The organism is Gilliamella sp. Nev3-1 (assembly GCF_001690435.1).
Taxonomy (GTDB): Bacteria; Pseudomonadota; Gammaproteobacteria; order Enterobacterales; family Orbaceae; genus Gilliamella; species Gilliamella apicola_C.
In genome coordinates this window covers 116,358-134,268 of the sequence record NZ_LZHN01000059.1, presented here as the reverse complement: position 1 = coordinate 134,268, position 17,911 = coordinate 116,358, and the positions used below count along the sequence as shown (strand labels likewise).

19 protein-coding genes are annotated in these 17,911 nt (G+C 35.2%); 7 read left to right on the top strand and 12 right to left on the bottom strand.

The window, feature by feature from the left end; genetic code table 11:
* Positions 1 to 216: 216 nt before the first annotated feature.
* Both A9G40_RS09050 and cysK read left to right on the top strand, forming a co-directional pair.
* The gene (locus A9G40_RS09050; RefSeq protein ID WP_065582782.1) at positions 217 to 720 is read left to right on the top strand and encodes an RNA 2'-phosphotransferase; all 504 of its coding nucleotides are present in this window, start codon (positions 217 to 219) and stop codon (positions 718 to 720) included.
* Positions 721 to 1,336: 616 nt separating this feature from the next.
* Positions 1,337 to 2,302, top strand: coding sequence for a cysteine synthase A (gene cysK / locus A9G40_RS09045; RefSeq protein WP_065582781.1), 966 nt, complete (start codon positions 1,337 to 1,339; stop codon positions 2,300 to 2,302).
* 90 nt (positions 2,303 to 2,392) lie between these two features.
* On the opposite strand, the gene ruvB is transcribed toward cysK, so the two are convergent.
* From ruvB to A9G40_RS09015, 6 genes are all read right to left on the bottom strand, one after another.
* Entirely contained in the window at positions 2,393 to 3,397 is a 1,005-nt protein-coding gene (ruvB, locus tag A9G40_RS09040) for a Holliday junction branch migration DNA helicase RuvB (protein ID WP_065582780.1), read from the bottom strand.
* A gap of 13 nt (positions 3,398 to 3,410) precedes the next feature.
* A complete protein-coding gene (gene ruvA, locus A9G40_RS09035; RefSeq protein ID WP_065582779.1) occupies positions 3,411 to 4,019 on the bottom strand; it encodes a Holliday junction branch migration protein RuvA in 609 nt (202 codons plus the stop codon).
* A 171-nt stretch (positions 4,020 to 4,190) separates the two neighbouring features.
* Positions 4,191 to 4,529: a YbaB/EbfC family nucleoid-associated protein gene (locus tag A9G40_RS09030; RefSeq protein ID WP_065567582.1), complete on the bottom strand. Its 339-nt coding sequence runs from the start codon at positions 4,527 to 4,529 to the stop codon at positions 4,191 to 4,193.
* A gap of 31 nt (positions 4,530 to 4,560) precedes the next feature.
* The gene (gene dnaX, locus A9G40_RS09025) at positions 4,561 to 6,687 is read right to left on the bottom strand and encodes a DNA polymerase III subunit gamma/tau (protein WP_065582778.1); all 2,127 of its coding nucleotides are present in this window, start codon (positions 6,685 to 6,687) and stop codon (positions 4,561 to 4,563) included.
* A 646-nt stretch (positions 6,688 to 7,333) separates the two neighbouring features.
* Positions 7,334 to 7,789 carry a DNA polymerase III subunit chi gene (locus A9G40_RS09020; RefSeq protein WP_065582777.1) on the bottom strand — a complete coding sequence of 152 codons (456 nt, stop codon included), beginning with the start codon at positions 7,787 to 7,789 and terminating at the stop codon, positions 7,334 to 7,336.
* Positions 7,790 to 7,805: 16 nt separating this feature from the next.
* On the bottom strand, positions 7,806 to 9,287 hold the full coding sequence (locus tag A9G40_RS09015; RefSeq protein ID WP_065582776.1) for a leucyl aminopeptidase: 1,482 nt from the start codon (positions 9,285 to 9,287) through the stop codon (positions 7,806 to 7,808).
* A gap of 137 nt (positions 9,288 to 9,424) precedes the next feature.
* Between A9G40_RS09015 and lptF the strand changes: the two genes are divergently transcribed.
* Entirely contained in the window at positions 9,425 to 10,528 is a 1,104-nt protein-coding gene (gene lptF, locus A9G40_RS09010; protein ID WP_065582775.1) for an LPS export ABC transporter permease LptF, read from the top strand.
* A 10-nt stretch (positions 10,529 to 10,538) separates the two neighbouring features.
* Positions 10,539 to 11,603 (top strand): LPS export ABC transporter permease LptG, encoded by a 1,065-nt coding sequence (gene lptG / locus A9G40_RS09005; protein WP_065582774.1) that lies wholly within the window; start codon positions 10,539 to 10,541, stop codon positions 11,601 to 11,603.
* An 85-nt stretch (positions 11,604 to 11,688) separates the two neighbouring features.
* Here the strand turns inward: lptG and msrB are convergent, their stop codons facing one another.
* The 3 genes from msrB to msrA are packed head-to-tail and all read right to left on the bottom strand — an operon-like array spanning position 11,689 to position 13,253.
* Complete coding sequence (gene msrB, locus A9G40_RS09000; RefSeq protein WP_065582773.1) at positions 11,689 to 12,129, bottom strand: peptide-methionine (R)-S-oxide reductase MsrB; 441 nt, start codon at positions 12,127 to 12,129, stop codon at positions 11,689 to 11,691.
* Positions 12,130 to 12,182: 53 nt separating this feature from the next.
* Positions 12,183 to 12,704 carry a cytochrome b gene (locus tag A9G40_RS08995; protein ID WP_065582772.1) on the bottom strand — a complete coding sequence of 174 codons (522 nt, stop codon included), beginning with the start codon at positions 12,702 to 12,704 and terminating at the stop codon, positions 12,183 to 12,185.
* A gap of 15 nt (positions 12,705 to 12,719) precedes the next feature.
* Entirely contained in the window at positions 12,720 to 13,253 is a 534-nt protein-coding gene (msrA, locus tag A9G40_RS08990) for a peptide-methionine (S)-S-oxide reductase MsrA (protein WP_065582771.1), read from the bottom strand.
* 154 nt (positions 13,254 to 13,407) lie between these two features.
* Between msrA and A9G40_RS08985 the strand changes: the two genes are divergently transcribed.
* A complete protein-coding gene (locus tag A9G40_RS08985; RefSeq protein ID WP_065582770.1) occupies positions 13,408 to 13,680 on the top strand; it encodes a DksA/TraR family C4-type zinc finger protein in 273 nt (90 codons plus the stop codon).
* Positions 13,681 to 13,745: 65 nt separating this feature from the next.
* On the opposite strand, the gene A9G40_RS08980 is transcribed toward A9G40_RS08985, so the two are convergent.
* Together A9G40_RS08980 and A9G40_RS08975 are read right to left on the bottom strand one after the other, a co-directional pair.
* Entirely contained in the window at positions 13,746 to 14,396 is a 651-nt protein-coding gene (locus tag A9G40_RS08980) for a DUF421 domain-containing protein (RefSeq protein ID WP_065582769.1), read from the bottom strand.
* A 539-nt stretch (positions 14,397 to 14,935) separates the two neighbouring features.
* Positions 14,936 to 15,472, bottom strand: coding sequence for an HPP family protein (locus A9G40_RS08975; RefSeq protein ID WP_065582768.1), 537 nt, complete (start codon positions 15,470 to 15,472; stop codon positions 14,936 to 14,938).
* Positions 15,473 to 15,596: 124 nt separating this feature from the next.
* Here A9G40_RS08975 and A9G40_RS08970 point away from each other — a divergent pair, with 124 nt between their 5' ends.
* Positions 15,597 to 16,148: a TetR/AcrR family transcriptional regulator gene (locus tag A9G40_RS08970; protein WP_065582767.1), complete on the top strand. Its 552-nt coding sequence runs from the start codon at positions 15,597 to 15,599 to the stop codon at positions 16,146 to 16,148.
* 514 nt (positions 16,149 to 16,662) lie between these two features.
* Positions 16,663 to 16,992 (top strand): hypothetical protein, encoded by a 330-nt coding sequence (locus A9G40_RS08965; RefSeq protein ID WP_065582766.1) that lies wholly within the window; start codon positions 16,663 to 16,665, stop codon positions 16,990 to 16,992.
* A gap of 265 nt (positions 16,993 to 17,257) precedes the next feature.
* Here A9G40_RS08965 and A9G40_RS15025 read toward each other — a convergent pair whose 3' ends face one another.
* Positions 17,258 to 17,413 carry a hypothetical protein gene (locus tag A9G40_RS15025; RefSeq protein WP_176700471.1) on the bottom strand — a complete coding sequence of 52 codons (156 nt, stop codon included), beginning with the start codon at positions 17,411 to 17,413 and terminating at the stop codon, positions 17,258 to 17,260.
* Between the last annotated feature and the right edge of the window lie 498 nt (positions 17,414 to 17,911).

Sequence of the window (17,911 nt, the reverse complement as noted above, 5' to 3'; positions counted from 1 at the left end):
TGCGACAACAAAGTTTTGATGCTTTATAAATGGTGGAACGACAGGCATTAACTCTGAGTAAAAATAGCAAATAAAAATTTTAAGCGATGCAAAGATAAATTAGAGTTTTGTTCTAATTGAAATAGAATAAAGTAAGTCATTATTGAATTTATCTTGTTGATATAAAAATATTAAAAAATATCCTCAAGTGCTAATTTAGAAAGTTAAGGGGTAAAACTGAACAAAAAACTAGAAAAAACGAGTAAATTTCTAAGTTACATTTTAAGACATCAACCCGAAGCTATAGGTATAGCTTTAGATTCTAATGGGTGGATTGAGATTGAAACGCTAATTATGCAAGCTAATCACCATGGTGAATATCTTACCAGAGATATAATTGAGGAAGTTGTTAAAACAAGTGATAAAAAACGTTTTACAATTTCAGAAGATGGGTTAAAAATTCGTGCTACACAAGGGCATTCAACTAAACAGATTGAAATCAAATATCAACAACAAATCCCACCAGAATTTTTGTATCATGGAACGGCAACTCGTTTTATTGATTCAATTAAAGAACAAGGGTTAATTGCAGGTGACCGCCATTATGTTCACTTATCTTTCGATGAACAGGCAGCTAATGCTGTAGGCAAACGGCATGGTAAACCGATTGTATTAAAAGTAAAAGCTTTGCTAGTGCATCAACAAGGCTTCAAGTTCTATTTAGCTGATAATGGTATTTGATTAACCCGTACTGTTCCTAATACTTTTTTTACGTTTGAGTAAATATCCCCTAACTCAACCTGACCTACTTTATATTGGGCTGATTTTGATTCTAATCAAACGAAGGCTACCACAACTAAATAAAATATAGATAAGTTCTAAATTATGCATCCAACTTATCTGCTATATACCTAAAAGGCTAGATAACTTGGTGTATCCACACTTTTAGTACCAAAAAGATAAGGTCATAGCTTCATTTTATAAATGACTCCAACCTGTTTTGCTTTCAGGTTAAATACCCTACCACTTTACTCCATTTTGATATCCTTTTTTCCATTAATCTTGTTCAATTTTTCTTAGTTTTTTTAAAGTTGGCAAGTTAAAAACAATTCGTAAAACCATTGATTTTATTTAACTTTTATTTTAATATCGAAATTTTATTAAACCTTTATTCGCACCAAAATATGCTTTTAGCTTTTTGATAAAAAGCCATTTTCCTGCTTATAGCTTAAATGAATATCATTATACTAATTAATTAGTACCATCTTTTTAAGATAGATTTATAATAGCGAATATGATTAAGTAACCAGATAGATGGCTGTCGCCTATCTAACTGTGACTAAATAAGGAAATGATAATGAGCAAAATATTTGATGATAATTCACAAACTATTGGTCATACCCCACTTGTTCGTTTAAAACACTTTGGTCATGGTAATATTTTAGCTAAAGTCGAATCACGTAATCCAAGTTTTAGCGTGAAGTGTCGTATTGCATCGAATATGATTTGGGATGCGGAAAAGCGTGGTTTATTAACTTCAGATGTTGAATTAATTGAGCCGACCAGCGGTAATACGGGTATTGCACTTGCGGCTATCGCTGCAGCTCGTGGTTATAAGCTAACATTAACTATGCCTGAAAGCATGAGTATTGAACGCAGAAAGCTGTTAAAAGCTTTAGGTGCCAACTTAGTATTGACTGAAGCATCAAAAGGTATGAAAGGTGCCATTGATAAAGCCGAAGAAATTGTTGCCAGTAATCCACAAAAAAATATCATGCTTCAACAATTTAGTAACCCTGCTAACCCTGAAATTCACGAAAAAACCACTGGTCCTGAAATTTGGAATGATACCGATGGTCAAATCGATGTGTTTGTTGCTGGCATTGGAACTGGTGGTACGTTCACTGGTGTAACACGTTATATCAAAAAAACGCAAGGTAAAAATATTACTGCAGTCGCCGTTGAGCCAACTAATTCACCCGTAATTACTCAGGCGCTAGCAGGTGAATCAATCAAGCCAGGACCGCATAAAATTCAGGGTATTGGGGCTGGTTTTATTCCTGAAAATCTAGATTTAAGTTTAATCGATTTGGTCGAAAAAGTTTCTAACGAAGATGCTATTGATACCGCTCGTATATTAATGGAAAAAGAAGGCATTTTAGCTGGCATATCGTCTGGTGCTGCGGTTTTTGCAGCCGATCGTTTAGCTAAATTACCTGAAAATGCGCATAAAACCATTGTTGTCATTTTGCCTTCTTCTGGCGAACGTTATTTAAGTACTGACTTATTTAGTGGTATTTTTACCGAAAAGGAACTCGGTTAAGCTGAAATCGCAATAAAATATTCGTAATAAAAAGCGCAAATCATCAAATCATTGCGCTTTTTGCTAATATACATTTATTGACATACTGGGCTAATTATCCTGAATAATGCCAAAATGGCGGTACGCATGTGGTGTTGCAATTCTGCCACGAGGGGTTCTTTGGATATAACCTTGTTGGATTAAAAACGGTTCAAGCACGTCTTCGATCGTTTCACGCTCTTCGCCAATTGCCGCCGCAATATTATCTAAGCCAACAGGCCCACCCATAAATTTTTCGATAATTGTAAGCAACAATTTGCGATCCATATAATCAAAACCTTCGTTATCAACATCAAGCATATCCAGTGCTTGGGTAGCGATTTTTTTGTCGATAACACCTTTGGATTTTACATCGGCATAATCGCGCACACGACGCAAAAGGCGATTAGCAATTCGAGGAGTGCCACGTGAACGTTTGGCAATCAAATGAGCCCCTTCATCTGACAGATCCATGCCTAAAAATTTGGCACTGCGACTAACAATATATTCCAAATCCTCAACACGATAAAATTCAAGACGTTGTACAATACCAAAGCGATCTCTCAGTGGCGAAGTCAACGAACCAGCTCGCGTTGTTGCACCAATTAATGTAAAGGGAGGAAGATCAATTTTGATCGAACGTGCCGCAGGCCCTTCGCCAATCATAATATCTAGTTGGTAATCTTCCATCGCTGGGTATAAAATTTCTTCAACTACAGGTGATAGGCGATGAATTTCATCAATAAACAATACATCGTTAGGCTCTAAATTGGTTAGCATAGCGGCTAAATCGCCCGCTTTTTCTAAAACAGGACCAGATGTAGTACGTAAATTAACATTCATTTCGTTCGCTACAATGTTAGCTAACGTGGTTTTACCAAGCCCAGGCGGACCAAATATAAGCACATGATCGAGCGCATCACTACGTTGTTTAGCTGCTTGAATAAAAATCTTCATTTGTTCGCGCACTTGTGGTTGGCCGATGTATTCGTCCAAATATTTGGGGCGAATAGCACGATCTAACGATTCTTCTTCTTTTTGTACTTGTGGGGTGATCAAACGATCCGCTTCAATCATAATAAATCCCTATTTACAATGCCGATTTTAAGGCTTCACGAATCAGTGTTTCACAATCCATATCTGGGTTAATGACTTTATTAATGATACGACTGGCTTCTTGTGGTTTATAACCAAGTGCAATTAGAGCTGAAACCGCTTCGCTTTCAATTTGATTAGCCGATTTTTGAACACTATTTGTTTCAATAGTGGTGCTAGCGCTTGGTGATTGTTCTCCAAAACGTTTAATGCGATCTTTCATTTCCACAATTAGCCGTTCAGCTGTTTTGTTACCTACACCGGGTAATTTTACTAAGGTTTTAATTTCACCTTGCTCAACGGCGCTAATAAATTGCCCTGCGGACATACCTGATAAAATGGCTAACGCTAATTTAGGTCCTACTCCATTGACTTTTATTAGTTCACGAAATAGCTCGCGCTCTTGGTCTTGATTGAAGCCATACAATACTTGGGCATCTTCACGAACCGAAAAATGGGTTAACACAATAACCTCTTGCCCATTTTCAGGTAATTCATAAAAACAGGTCATCGGCATAAATACATCATAACCGACACCGCCAACTTCAATCAGTACTTTTGGGGGTTGTTTTTCAATAATAGTGCCTCGTAAACGACCAATCACAATATATCCTTAATAATAAAGCATAATAAATCAGCAAATAATTAAGCGTAGTTTACCCGATAGCAAAAAAATAATAAAGAAAAACTGTATAAATAGACAGGCAATAAAAATAATATTGCCGACATTTATTGACTATATCGGCAACATAAATCGCAAAATTAATGTGTTATCTTAGAATGGCATTTTAAAACCTGGCGGTAATTGCATGCCACCAGTAACTTGCGCCATACGTTCTTTCTGTGCTGTATCTAAACGACGCGCTGCATCATTATAAGCAGCAGCAATAAGATCTTCTAACATCTCTTTATCATCATCAGCCATAAGTGATGGATCAATTTCAACACGCTTACAACTGTGTGCACCATTAATCGTGACTTTGACTAAGCCAGCACCAGACTCGCCAGTAACTTCCAATTTGGCGATCTCTTCTTGCGCTTGTTGCATTTTTGCTTGCATTTGTTGGGCTTGTTTCATTAAATTGCCCAAGCCACCTTTTCCACCTGAAAACATAATTATTCCTCGTTAAAAAAATATCGCTGTATTATACAGGACGAATACTTGTCTCATCAATCTTAGCGTCAAAATATCGGCAAATTGTTGCCACTTTGGGATCTTCAGCAATGATTATTTTAGCTTTTGCTAATTTTTGTTGATACAATGCTTCGCGCATTTCCAATGGCGTTTTATAATCTTGATTGTCATCAATAATGATTTTTACATCAAGTTCTTGCTTACGCTGTTCACAAAGCGCCTTTTGCACTTTAGCTACGTTATTTGCCGAATTAATTAAATGCTTAACAGCCGAGCGCACACGTAACACAATAGTGTTATCATCCACTTGTTGAAAAGCGGCATTAACCACAATTTGTTTAATTAACGGTGGCAAATTCAATTGCTCAATTTCGGCACACCAAGCATTTTTTTGTGCCATTTCTGTAATCAGTTTTTGGGTCATTTCGGGTGTTTTGTCGCCGTTAAGCGATTCACGAAAGGCCTTAGTATCAATAACCAATTCTTCCTTCATAGCAATTAAACCACTAGCTTGCCATTGATAATTTTCAGCGGTGATTTCTTCTTTACTATTATCGTGATCAGTATTATGGGGATCTGCGCTAACCTCATTTACTGGTTGCTGAATATTCTGTTTAATTCGCGTCAGTGATTTATTAACTGCTCGTTTTTTAGGTTGATTTACATCAACCGATTCAGACTTTTTTGAATTTTGTTCCTCTTTGATTAGCTGCATGCGCATTTCTAAAATGCTTTTAGTCATCGACGGAGTATCATCAGGAATCGCTAAATCAACCGTTTTCGGTTTTGTATCAGCCGTTGGTTCCGCTTTTAAAGGAACAACATCTGCCATTAAATCGTTCGTTTTTTGATCTTCGGTTTGTAACTTTGGTGGTAAACTCGAACTTGTTACTGCGTATGACGAACGTTGTTGAGGTGTAACCTGCTCAACATTATTTTTAGGTTGTTGTGTTTGCGATTGTTGATTAGTCTTAGGTTGTGCTTGGATTGACTCTGGTTGCTGCGTATTGCTAGCAGACCGTAGCATTACTGATGGTGTAACAGCATCAACCGACTTTGGTATAAAAGCTAAAGCACGTAAAAAGCTCATTTCCACGCCAATTTTTTTATCAGGTGCAAAACTTAGTTCTTTACGCCCCATCAATAAAATTTGATAAAAAAGTTGTACATCATTTGGCGCCATAGATTGTGCTAAAAAACGGATGCGCTCTTCACTATCAGTATAATCACCAAGTGCCGTTGGTACAACTTGCAATAAAGCAATTTGGTGCAATAGTGTAATTGTTTCGGCTAATAAATGATCCCAATTTGCACCTTGCATAGCTGCCACCTCAATCTGTTGCATTAAGGCATTGCCATTACCATTATGCATTGCCTCAACAAGAGCAAATGGAATCGATTTATCAAGTGTGCCAAGCATTATTGCCACTGATTTTACATCAATGATACCATTACCAAGAGCAATGGCTTGATCAGTCAAACTCAAAGCATCACGCATACTGCCGTTAGCAGCTTTTGCTAATAAACCAATCGCTTTGGGATCACTACTGATTTGTTCTAATTGTAAAATATGCTCAAGTTGCTGGCTAATTAAAGCCGTATCAAGCACATTTAAATGTAAATGTAAACAGCGTGATAATATCGTAATGGGTAACTTTTGCGGATCGGTGGTCGCTAATAAAAACTTAACATGCTCAGGGGGCTCTTCTAAGGTTTTTAGTAGCGCATTAAAACTACTGCGCGACAACATATGCACTTCGTCAATCAAATAAACTTTAAATCGACCTTTTGTTGGCAAATATTGGATATTATCAAGTATTTCCCGTGTATCTTCAACTTTAGTACGTGATGCGGCATCAATTTCTAGAAGGTCAACAAATCGACCTAGCTCAATATCACGACAATTATCACATACACCACAAGGGGCCGCTGTTATACCCGTTTCGCAGTTCAAACCCTTAGCCAATAAACGGGCAATCGACGTTTTACCTACACCACGAGTACCAGAAAACAAATAAGCGTGATGAACGCGTCCAAGTGAAAGCGCATTAGACAGAATTTTAAGGACATGTTGCTGCCCAACAACTTCGGAAAATGATTTTGGTCGCCATTTGCGAGCCAGAACTTGATAACTCATAATCACCATAACGCATTATTGCCACTGAATTTGGCGCTAATCATACCATAAACTGGCAAAATAGTCTTTAAATGGGCAATAATAAAAATGGTTGCACAACGTGCTCTTTTTCATTTTCAAGTACTATTTACTTCGGTGGTCATTATTTTCGGTAAAAATCATTTCGTCTAATATTTTTATTCAATTTGCGAATTTTTCTCAATTGCTAGTATATTTTCGGCCTCAAACAAATAGCATCAATAACAGTTAACGATGCTAACTTTGCATAATACCTGCTTTTATAACATAAGAGACGTTTAGATTAATGATGAGTTTTATCTATTTTTAGGTTAACTAGCGATATAACATTGTACCAGTTGCTGGTAGTTATTATTAAGTATTGAAATGGGCGTGACACTAAAAGATAGAACATGTCATCTTGCTTAACAAAAGAAAAACCAGATGAGGTTTGCAAAAAACTTTTTTATAAACGATTTAAATTCGTTATGGTGATTAATTTTAATGAATTGATAAAACAAGTTTAAAACGATTGTCGATTGTTCGGTATCTTGTAAATCGCCATCAAAAAACAGTCAGAAAAGCTATTGATTTTATTGAATTTTTTATTAAGCACAAAAAAACAAAAATAAATTAATAAGATACTTTTTTAGGCACAAATTATCGGAATCGTTTTAAGATTAAAACCAGCCTCTTTATATAGCTTATACCTAACCCTTGCGAGCGACTTTAGTCGCTCATCAGTTGGCACAAAATCGATAATATCACGATAGACACTAGCAAATTCGGGAAACTGCTCTTGTAAATTAATCAGCAACTGACGACTAGCGCTACTACGTTTTTGCGGCCAACTAATTTCAACCGGCGATCCGCCTTTCATCCCTTCTCCAGCCAAATTATGAGGAACAAAATTATCCGTTTCGAGTTGCCAAAGATATTCATCGATTCGTTCGGCCTGAGCCTGATCTTGACAAGCAACTTGCACACGCTGATTCGCGTGCCATGCTTCAACAATTTTTTGACATGCTAACTTCTCAAAAAACAAAATGCCCGATTCGTCGGCTTGTGTTTGGTTTTCAAGTAAGTAGAAGATGACTTTTTTCATTAGATCAACGCTCAATTTATTGGTCTAGTAAATATTGAATCAACATCGCCACAGGGCGTCCTGTTGCACCTTTTTTTGCACCTGAGCTCCATGCTGTGCCGGCAATATCTAAATGCGCCCATTTATATTTTTCGGTAAAGCGTGATAAAAAGCACGCAGCAGTAATGGTGCCCCCATCTCGACCACCTGCATTTACAATATCGGCACATGTAGATTTAATTTGTTCTTGGAAGTCATTATCAATCGGTAGTGCCCATGCTTTGTCACCTGCTTTTTGAGAAGCGGAAACAAGTTGTGTTATCAATTGATCATTATTGCCCATTACGCCTGTATAGTGATGCCCCAATGCAACAATACAAGCTCCCGTTAAGGTAGCAATATCAATAACTGCTTTTGGATTATAACGTTCAACATAAGTTAAAACATCACATAACACTAAACGACCTTCAGCATCGGTGTTAATTACTTCAACAGTGGTACCAGACATTGTCGTTAATATATCACCAGGCCGATAACTGTTGCCATCTGGCATATTTTCGCAACCTGCCATAATACCTATGACATTAATTGGTAATTTTAATTCGGCTACAGCTTGCATAACGCCATATACCGTCGCTGCACCACACATATCATATTTCATTTCATCCATACCTGCCGATGGTTTGATAGATATGCCACCAGAATCAAAAGTAAGCCCTTTACCGACTAATACATACGGTTTAGCTTGTTTGTCTTTTGCTCCTGCATATTCAATAATGGTCATAATTGATTCATTTTCTGAACCACGTCCGACGGCTAAATAAGCATTCATGTTTAATTTTGCCAACTCATCTTCGCCAAGGCAAGTGACCTTTAATGGCGAGTGTAATTTGCCTAGCTGTTTACCTTGATCGGCTAAGTATTTTGCGTTACAAACGTTTGATGGCATATTGGCAATGGTTTTTGTTGTCGCTATCGCATCAGCAATAATTTGACCTTGTAACAAATTACTAGCTAACTGTGGTAACTCATTTTCGTTGTGAGTGAATAATGTCACATTAGTTAAACTAGGTACAGGCGTTTTAGTCGTTTTAAATTCATCAAATTGATAAGTAATATCGCTAACAATTTGCGGTAATTGTTTAGCGATTTTTGCATTATTGGCTTCATTAATTGTTAACAAATCCCATGCAATATTTTTGATTTTTTTGGCAAGGACTTCTTTTATTACTGCTTGAATCACCTTTTTGGCTTGTGACAAATCAAAATTTTTGGCTTTATCACAACCGACAAATAACAGTTTTCGTTTTAAATTGTTGCTGTTGGCATAGAGTAACGTAGTTCTCCCCAATTCACTGCTGATGTCACCCGATTTAATGAGTTGGCTAACTAAACCATTGGTTGAGTTGTCAATATCTTTAACAAAATCGGACTGATTTTTTCCTGAAGCTATTGAAATAACTAAACACTCTGTTTTTTGCTTGGTGATAATAGCACTGTTTTTTATTTGAAATTCCATGGTGTTTCTCGTTTATGAATTGATAAAGATAATGAATATTCTATCGCTTCATTATTGGATAGCAACAAAAAGATAACTAAAAGAGCTCAAATCAGATTATAATAGTCAGATTTTATGCCAACATGTATAGGTAAGTTGTGATAATTCGTCGATATTTAGTTAAAGAGACATTGAAAACCCAAGGAGCAATTTTATTTATTTTATTGCTTATTTTCTTTTCTCAAAAATTAATCAGAATTTTGTCAAGCGCTATTGATGGTTCGATCCCCCGAGAATTAATTATGCCATTATTAGTTTTAGGGGTGTCAAATATGGCCGATCTTATTTTACCGCTAAGTCTTTTTTTAGGCGTACTTGTGGTCTTTGGACGACTTTATTCTGACAGTGAAATGGTCGCTATGTATGCTTGTGGCATTAAAAAGAACTTAACTTATCAAGTGGTGCTTTTCCTCTGTATTCTAACCTGTATATTGACAGCGATGAATGCACTTTGGTTTGGCCCTTGGTCTAACATTAAACAAGATCAGCTACTTGCAAATGCGAAAATAAATCCGAGTTTAGCGGGGTTATTAGCGGGTCAATTTCAACAAACGCCAGATGGTAATTCAGTGATTTATATTGGTAATGTTGATGATAATAACCTAGAAAACGTATTTATTGCACAAATCAATCCCAAAGCCAATCAACGACCATCTATCATTCTTGCCAATAAAGGTAAAACAGGTCATGATGATGAAGGCAATCAAATCATTAAGCTTGAAAATGCCAACCGTTATGAAGGCACAGCGCAATTAAAAGATTTTCGGATCTCAAACTTTCATAATTATTTAGGTATCATTAAACCCAAAGAACTCAATATTACTGAAGAGGTCGATAAAACCAATGTTCAACAGTTGGGATTGTCTAAACTTACAAACCTTAATACCCCTAAAGCCAATGCAGAATTTTATTGGCGAATAACATTGATTATTTCGGTGCCTTTGATGGCATTTTTAGTTATTCCGCTGAGCGTATCTAACCCACGCCAAGGACGCTTAGCTCAAGTTTTTCCAGCGCTACTGCTTTATTTGGTTTACTTTTTGTCAGCGAGTTCAATTAAGGCTAACGCAGGGAAAGGTAGATTAGATCCTGAATTGTGGTTTTATACGCTGAATTTAGGATATTTTGTATTGGCACTCATTTTAAATTGTTGGGATAATCTATTTATGCGTAAACTTCGCTTAAAATATTCGGCATCTTAAGGAGAAAAGTGTGTTTTCGATTTTAGATCGTTATATTGGTAAAACTATTTTAAGTACCATTGGTGTTAGCCTTTTTTTGCTGATTAGTCTGTCCGGTATTATCCGTTTTATAGATCAACTTCGAAAAATAAAAGTTGATTATGATGCGTTTTCTGTTGGTGTTTATACCTTTTTAATGGCGCCAAAAGACTTAGAAGTTTTCTTTCCTATGGCAGCATTATTGGGGGCTTTAATTGGTTTAGGCTTATTGGCATCACGCAGTGAACTAATTGTGATGGAAACGTCAGGCTTTAGTCGTTTCAAAATTGCCCTTGCGGTTATGAAAACAGCATTACCGCTCGTATTAATTACAATGGCAGTTGGAGAATGGATTGCTCCTATTAGCGAACAGACTGCACGCAATATGCGCTCTGAAAAGCTTTATGGTAATACCTTAATGGCACAGCAAGGCAGCATTTGGGCTAAAGACGGTAATGATTATGTGTTTATTGGGCAGGTGAATAACGATAATTCAATATCTAATGTTTATATTTATTCCGTTGATCAAAATAAGTTGCTATCCATTACCCATGCTGCTTATGGAGTATATGAAAATGACAGTTGGACTTTATCACAAGTAGAAAAAAATGATCTAACAGCGCTCAACAAAGTGGTAGGAGTCAATATGGTATCCATCCCTTGGAAAACAAACATTACCCCAGATAAATTAAGTATTGTAGCATTTGATCCTGACTCATTGTCAGCTTCTGGACTTTATCAATATTCGCAATTTCTTAAAAGCTCAGGACAAGATACCAAGTATTATGATTTGCTATTTTGGAAGAAGATTATCAAACCCGTTTCGGTTGCTGTGATGATGTTGCTCGCTTTGTCATTTATTTTTGGTCCATTACGTAGCGTATCGATGGGCATTCGTATAGTAATTGGTATTAGCTTCGGTTTCTTATTTTATATTGCTGATAATTTATTTGCGCAAGTGAGTATTGTTATTGGAATTTATCCCATCGTTGGATCGTTGATAACCAGTGTTGTATTTTTGTTAATTAGTTATATTTTATTTAAACGAAACAACTAAGCTTGCTAAGATTTTATCAACCCTATCATCTTGTTAGATGATAGGATTTTTATTTTATAAGTTCTATTTTATCGACTGTTATTTATTATTTATCAAATAGCTTTATGTACTGCCCATAACCAGCATATTCTAATTCATCTTTAGGTATAAATCGTAAAGCAGCCGAATTAATACAGTAGCGTAACCCACCCAGCTCTTTTGGACCATCAGTAAAAACATGTCCAAGATGAGAGTCGGCATTCGCTGATCGCACTTCGGTGCGACGCATAGCAAAACTGGTATCTTTTTTTTCAATAATACTACTCTTATTTATTGGCTTAGCAAAACTAGGCCAGCCACACCCTGAATCAAATTTATCTAACGAGGTAAATAATGGTTCACCAGATACTATATCGACATATAATCCTTCACGATGATTGGCATTAAATTCATTATCAAACGGTGGCTCTGTACCATTTTGTTGGGTAACATAATATTGCATAGGTGTTAATATGGATAGCGCTTTTTCTTTCATGGTTTTATTCATAAATCACCTTCTTGTAGTTTAAAGTTACTTGTTTTAATTAATGTCGGTTAACATCAGTTTAACATCGATTGCAATACTTTATCTTTAATTACAAAATAATGATATAAAGCACCAGCTATATGTATGATAAGTAAAATACCAAGTAAATATGAACTGGCTTGATGAACGCTATGAAATATTTGATAAGCCTGATTTGGCAAATCAACAACAGGTATAGAGACGATACCAAAAAAATTCAGTGGATGACGACTCATCAAGCAACCAGAGAGCGGCACAATAATCAATAAAATGTAGATAAACCCTTGCGTTGATTTTGACAAGACCCGCTGTAATTTATGATCTTTGGGTAAGACATCTGGTACGCCTCCGTGCTTTATTAACACAAATCGCCACAACGTTAATACAAAAATCAATGCACCCAAAGATTTATGTAATAAGTAAATAACCGGCATACCCCCCAAATAGTTTGACAATACCGCCTTAAACATAACCACTAAAAACGCGAGCAAAATCAAGGTAAAAGTTAACCAATGAATCCATTTTTGTTTACTATCATAGTGCGGATAATTTTGCATTATTAACTCATCCTCTTATTTGTGTTTTTGCCAATGTTGAACCAAAAAATGAGAGCGCCCTGATAGTTGATAGTATTGGTTATAGCGTTGCGGTTGTTTAGTGTAATAATTTTGGTGATAGTCTTCAGCGACATAAAAACTCACAGCAGGCTCGATGGCAACACCAATTGGTTTATCAAACTTCCCGCTGGCTTGTAATGCTTGTTTAGAGGCCAGCGCTTGTTTATGTTGATATTCATTATGATAAAAAATTACAGGACGATAAGAATCGCCCCGATCGGCAAATTGCCCCTGAGAATCAGTGGGATCAATTTGTTGCCAAAAAATTTCTAGCAATTTTTTATAGCTGATGACTTTCGGTTCAAACGTAATTTGCACGGCTTCAGTATGCCCTGTTGTGCCTGAACAGACTTGTTGATAGGTTGGATTAATTACATGTCCACCTGTATAACCCGATACAACATTGATCACGCCCTCATACTTATCAAAGGGTTTTACCATACACCAAAAACAACCACCAGCAAATGTTGCTTGTTCATATTGTTGCATAAAAACCTCCACATTTTGATAATGTTAAATTAAATATGCGCACCGCTGTAGTCAATAACATAATTTTGGATGATTAACGCCCTAAATTACTTGAAACAGTCCAAAAAAACACCATATCATTACCCTACTATTTCAGTTATAGGAGGCTCCTTTTATGGCAAGTGGATGGGCATCTGACGATGCTGTTAACCAACAAATCGAAGGTACTATTGCCGATGCTATAGAAAACGCAAGGCGACAACTCAATTACGGTACAATTAGCGCTCACTTTTGCATTGAGTGTGGCGACCCTATCGCTGATGCCAGAAAAATAGCATTACCCGGCGTACAATATTGTTTGTCTTGCCAACAAGAAATCGATAAACAATTAACTAAAGCATCGAGCCTATATAATCGCCGTGGCAGTAAAGATAGCCAACTGCGTTAATTATTTCGCGGATATAAATTAATTGAGTTGAAAATGGGTGGACCTCAATCCACCCTAAAAAATAATTATTTTTTACCTTCACGAATTGCATCATAAGGATAAATAATCAAATTATTATCAAACCATTCAGCGCAAAAAATATCTTCTATTTTTTCGTAACCTTGTTTGGTGATCTCGCGTTTAACCCAATCTTCATCTTTGTTAAGCTGCTTAAGATTATCCTGACTAATTGCACCATTTTCTATAATGAGTACAGCGATATCTTTATCGCCTTTTTTGATAATGGTTAAAGAACCATTGAGTTCATACCAAACTTCTTTTAATTCATCAAATGAAGCTATACCTTGTATATTCACTAAAGTTTCAAAATCTCTTACCGGTAAGTTCGCTTTTATAAAATTATCCGTAATTAAATAGCCACTTTTCACTAATTGTATCGGTTCACCATCTATGGCATCACGTAGGCGTGAGTTTTTAGATTTGATAAAACGAATTAAAACAAGTAGACCCGCCCAAATCGCCACTAACCCAGCAGCTTCCCAAGGCGATACTGTTGGGCTAAGTAACGCACCCCCAACCAGCGCACCAATAACCATACTACCGACCTGATCAAGCTGTGACATTGGTGCAATTTGACTTTTACCTGATAACTTGACGTAAATAAGTAAAATAACTAGTGCTAACAAAAATTTTGGTGCCATTTCTAATAAATACATTTCCTTTCTCCCAGCTAACATGATATGTTGAACTACAGTTCCAAATACAGAATTGAACAAACTTCCAAATTGGAACAGGTAACAATTTATATAAAAATCGGTGTAACTTTTGTGTAATTGACAATCAACTCACATTTATTTTATGAGCAAAAACCAAAATAAGACATGATCATTAAGATAAGTAACTATTATTGTACTCTAAAATTTAAATAATTTATAAGATTATTGCTTTGATTGTGATAACTTATTTCTATTATGCAATTTTAGTTAAAAATTACAACAATGAAAAACAATAATGATTGTGGTGATAAAATACCATTAATGATGGCATAAAACCAACTCGAAATTGCTTTAGATTATTACTCAATGCACTAAAGCAACAACGACTATCATATTACCTTCCTCTAGAATCTTAACCATTAAATTAAGTGCAATATTAACGGTAAATCTTTGCATCCATTTGCAAGCAGGTTTGAGAAAAAACAATTATATTATTTCCAATAAAAATAATATTAATCGCGTTTTTATTGGAAATTTAGCTATAATTTTTTATTACGAAAGAGCGCAAACCAATAGATTGGCCACTTGCTTTTTCCGATAAGATTATTGACAATGTACGCAATGATAACTAATGCGATAGAGCCTGATAACACAGGAAACAGCAAAAAACTAAAATTATAATTAACTTGATTTGCTGTTAACAATATAACTAGCGGATTAGCGCCTGCTGGCGGATGCACGCATCGCAAAAACTGCATGGTAGCAGTAGCACATCCCACAGCGAAAGCGATAACGAATACTGAATCACCAAGCAACTTTAAAAATAGCAACCCAATAAACGCTGAGATAAGATGCCCAAAGATCACATTTCTAGGCTGCGCCAAAGGAGATTGAGAAACTGCAAATAAAATTACACAAGAAGCGCCAAACGGGACCATTATAAAATAGCTACCAGAGTATATTGTCAAATATACTAATGTTAAAATTGCCAAAAAGCCACCTAACAACCCCTGTGTTAAGTCCAGTAATTTGGGTCTACTTGGTAGTTTTTCGCCATCGAAAAAAAAGAATTTCATTCGCTATTGTCCTGTTTGGTTATAATAATGATTAAATAAAACTGTACCGATCTGTACAAAATTAATAGTAGTACAGATAATTTATTTCAGGTAATTTATTTTGAAAAAAACATACAAACGAATAATGGAAACAGCTGAAGCGCTGTTTTATCGAAGTGGTTTTGCTAATGCTGGCGTCGATGAGATAAGAGATAAATCAGGATGCTCTAAAACAACCTTATACAATAATTTTGGCAGTAAAGATAAATTGATACTTGAAGTATTAAAGCAAAGAGATTTGAGGTTTAAAGCAAAGCTTAACGAAGCTATCTTAAACCTTAATGGAACAGAAGCTATTATGAAGATTTTTGAATGGCATGAAAAGTGGTATTGCGAAGAAAATTTTAACGGCTGCTTGTTTATCCGTGCAATGGAAGAAATACCAGAAGATTCATCATGCATATCTGATATTGTAGTAGAGCATAAAGAATTTATTCGAAATCTTATTTTTTATAAGCTTGAAAATTACCCCAATAAGGCATCTTTAACAAATAAACTAATGGTAATACTTGAAGGGCTTGCCAATATTAGTGTGGTATACAAAAATAAGCAAAACATGCATCAACAAATTCTACAGGACACGCTTAACCTCGTGCTAGAATTACTAAATAACGCCTTAGTATTTAAGAAAGATTAATTAAAAATAATGCATTATTAAGTATGTAGAAAAAGTAATGAATTTGTATTAATTGCAATTAGGAATTTTATCAAAAACTTTCAGGTAGGTCGTGTTTCAATATAAATTCGTTTTTTGCTTTTATAGAAGCGCTTTTGTGGTTTTTTACTCATTAAAGAGCTTGATCATCACCAACGTCAATCTTACAGAGCCACCTTGCATCAGCTATCTTTTTGGGCAATTAGCCTTAATTAGCCCCATAGTTTTAGCTATCGCTTAGGGATTAAGTGCTCAAGGATTAAGAATAAGCACAATAATATAATGATCACTGCGGGCGCTCAAATGCGAAAGAACGTAATCACTTCATATTTAAGCACCTATTTGGGCAAATAGGTAATGATTACCTGTTATCATCCATCTCGTGTTTTCTGATAAAAGTTTCTACACAACTCGCTGAAAATGTGAATTTAAAACAGTAAGCATGAGTTATTATATATTTTAATAAATTCTGCATGTTAATTTTAGGTAAATAAAAATGATTCAAGAAATATTGACTAATATAAGAAATGGTCCAACTATTTTAACGTTACCTGAAATAATAAATTTGATGAATTCTCTTCAACTACTAAAAACTGAAGAAATATTAAAAAATGATGAGGATTTTTTACAATTGCTAGATTTACTAGTCGAATCTTATTGTGATTCAGCAATATTTGAAGTTAATGCTGATAATAAAGCCTATTTAAATCAATTTAGTCGTTGGTTAATTAAATTAGGAAAAAGGCATCCATTTGGGGAAAACCAAGATAACTTAAGCTCATATTCAAATATATTTTTAAAAGAAATGTCGAATACTTTAATTTAATGAAAAAAGTTTATATAAATTTATTGTGCGATAGTTGTAAAAAATATTTAGAAATCGATATCATTTAATGGTTGTAGGATCTCCTCTGGTTGTTTACACATTTTTGTTAAAATAAAATTCAAGCATCTCATAAGGTGTAGCACCATTTAAGCCTTTATGTAGTTTAAATGTATTGTAAAAGTTAATAAAATGACAAAATTTGGCTTGTTGGCAATTACATCGGCCAATACTTATTGTTCATACCAAATTTCCATTAATAAACTTATCACTCGCTCAGCTTTACCATTAGTTGAGGATGGACAATTTTAGTTAACTTTTGATTGATTTTATTGTCTTGGCAAAACTTAACAAAATCATGCTCAATAGTTCCTTTGTATTCGGTGCCGTTAACTGAGCAAATATCGTTAATGGTATAAGACATTTGTGGTAACACATCATACTGTAAAAAGGTGCTGAGCCGAATTTAGACGATCTGTTATCGTTTTCTCAACTTTAACCTGCCTTTTAAGCCCATATTTTGTTATTTTATAACGTTCACTTGAACCTAATTGTATTTAAAAAGCTTGTGACGGTAGAGTTTTAATGCTTTATAAATAGTGGGACAACTGACATTAAATATCAATGCTAAGTTAGTGACTGTGATTTTTGTTTTATTGTATAAACGCTAAACCGTTTCTCAATAACAAGCAATTAATATTTTTTTTATACATATTTATTACAATAATTTTTCTTAATACTGTAAATAATGCGAGTGAATTATACATCATGTATTGCTTAACAAACTAATAAATATATAATTACCAGACTCAAAAATTACCAATAATTAATACAATTACAATAGTGATAAAAAAAGAAACCTTATTTTCACATGGAATGTGCCTTTGTCTTTCCATTCTGCTTGTTTATTTGTTAGGACTTC

Bases quoted from the DNA above. Each gene is read 5' to 3' on its own strand.
- ruvB (WP_065582780.1), bottom strand. From the start codon at position 3,397: ATGATTGAAGCGGATCGTTTGATCACCCCACAAGTACAAAAAGAAGAA.
- A9G40_RS15025 (WP_176700471.1), bottom strand. From the start codon at position 17,413: ATGTCTTATACCATTAACGATATTTGCTCAGTTAACGGCACCGAATAC.
- A9G40_RS08965 (WP_065582766.1), top strand. From the start codon at position 16,663: ATGATTCAAGAAATATTGACTAATATAAGAAATGGTCCAACTATTTTA.
- A9G40_RS08980 (WP_065582769.1), bottom strand. From the start codon at position 14,396: ATGTATTTATTAGAAATGGCACCAAAATTTTTGTTAGCACTAGTTATT.
- A9G40_RS08995 (WP_065582772.1), bottom strand. From the start codon at position 12,704: ATGCAAAATTATCCGCACTATGATAGTAAACAAAAATGGATTCATTGG.
- A9G40_RS08985 (WP_065582770.1), top strand. From the start codon at position 13,408: ATGGCAAGTGGATGGGCATCTGACGATGCTGTTAACCAACAAATCGAA.
- cysK (WP_065582781.1), top strand. From the start codon at position 1,337: ATGAGCAAAATATTTGATGATAATTCACAAACTATTGGTCATACCCCA.
- A9G40_RS09015 (WP_065582776.1), bottom strand. From the start codon at position 9,287: ATGGAATTTCAAATAAAAAACAGTGCTATTATCACCAAGCAAAAAACA.
- A9G40_RS08975 (WP_065582768.1), bottom strand. From the start codon at position 15,472: ATGAAATTCTTTTTTTTCGATGGCGAAAAACTACCAAGTAGACCCAAA.
- A9G40_RS09030 (WP_065567582.1), bottom strand. From the start codon at position 4,529: ATGTTTTCAGGTGGAAAAGGTGGCTTGGGCAATTTAATGAAACAAGCC.
- msrB (WP_065582773.1), bottom strand. From the start codon at position 12,129: ATGAATAAAACCATGAAAGAAAAAGCGCTATCCATATTAACACCTATG.
- dnaX (WP_065582778.1), bottom strand. From the start codon at position 6,687: ATGAGTTATCAAGTTCTGGCTCGCAAATGGCGACCAAAATCATTTTCC.
- A9G40_RS09020 (WP_065582777.1), bottom strand. From the start codon at position 7,789: ATGAAAAAAGTCATCTTCTACTTACTTGAAAACCAAACACAAGCCGAC.
- A9G40_RS08970 (WP_065582767.1), top strand. From the start codon at position 15,597: ATGGAAACAGCTGAAGCGCTGTTTTATCGAAGTGGTTTTGCTAATGCT.
- msrA (WP_065582771.1), bottom strand. From the start codon at position 13,253: ATGCAACAATATGAACAAGCAACATTTGCTGGTGGTTGTTTTTGGTGT.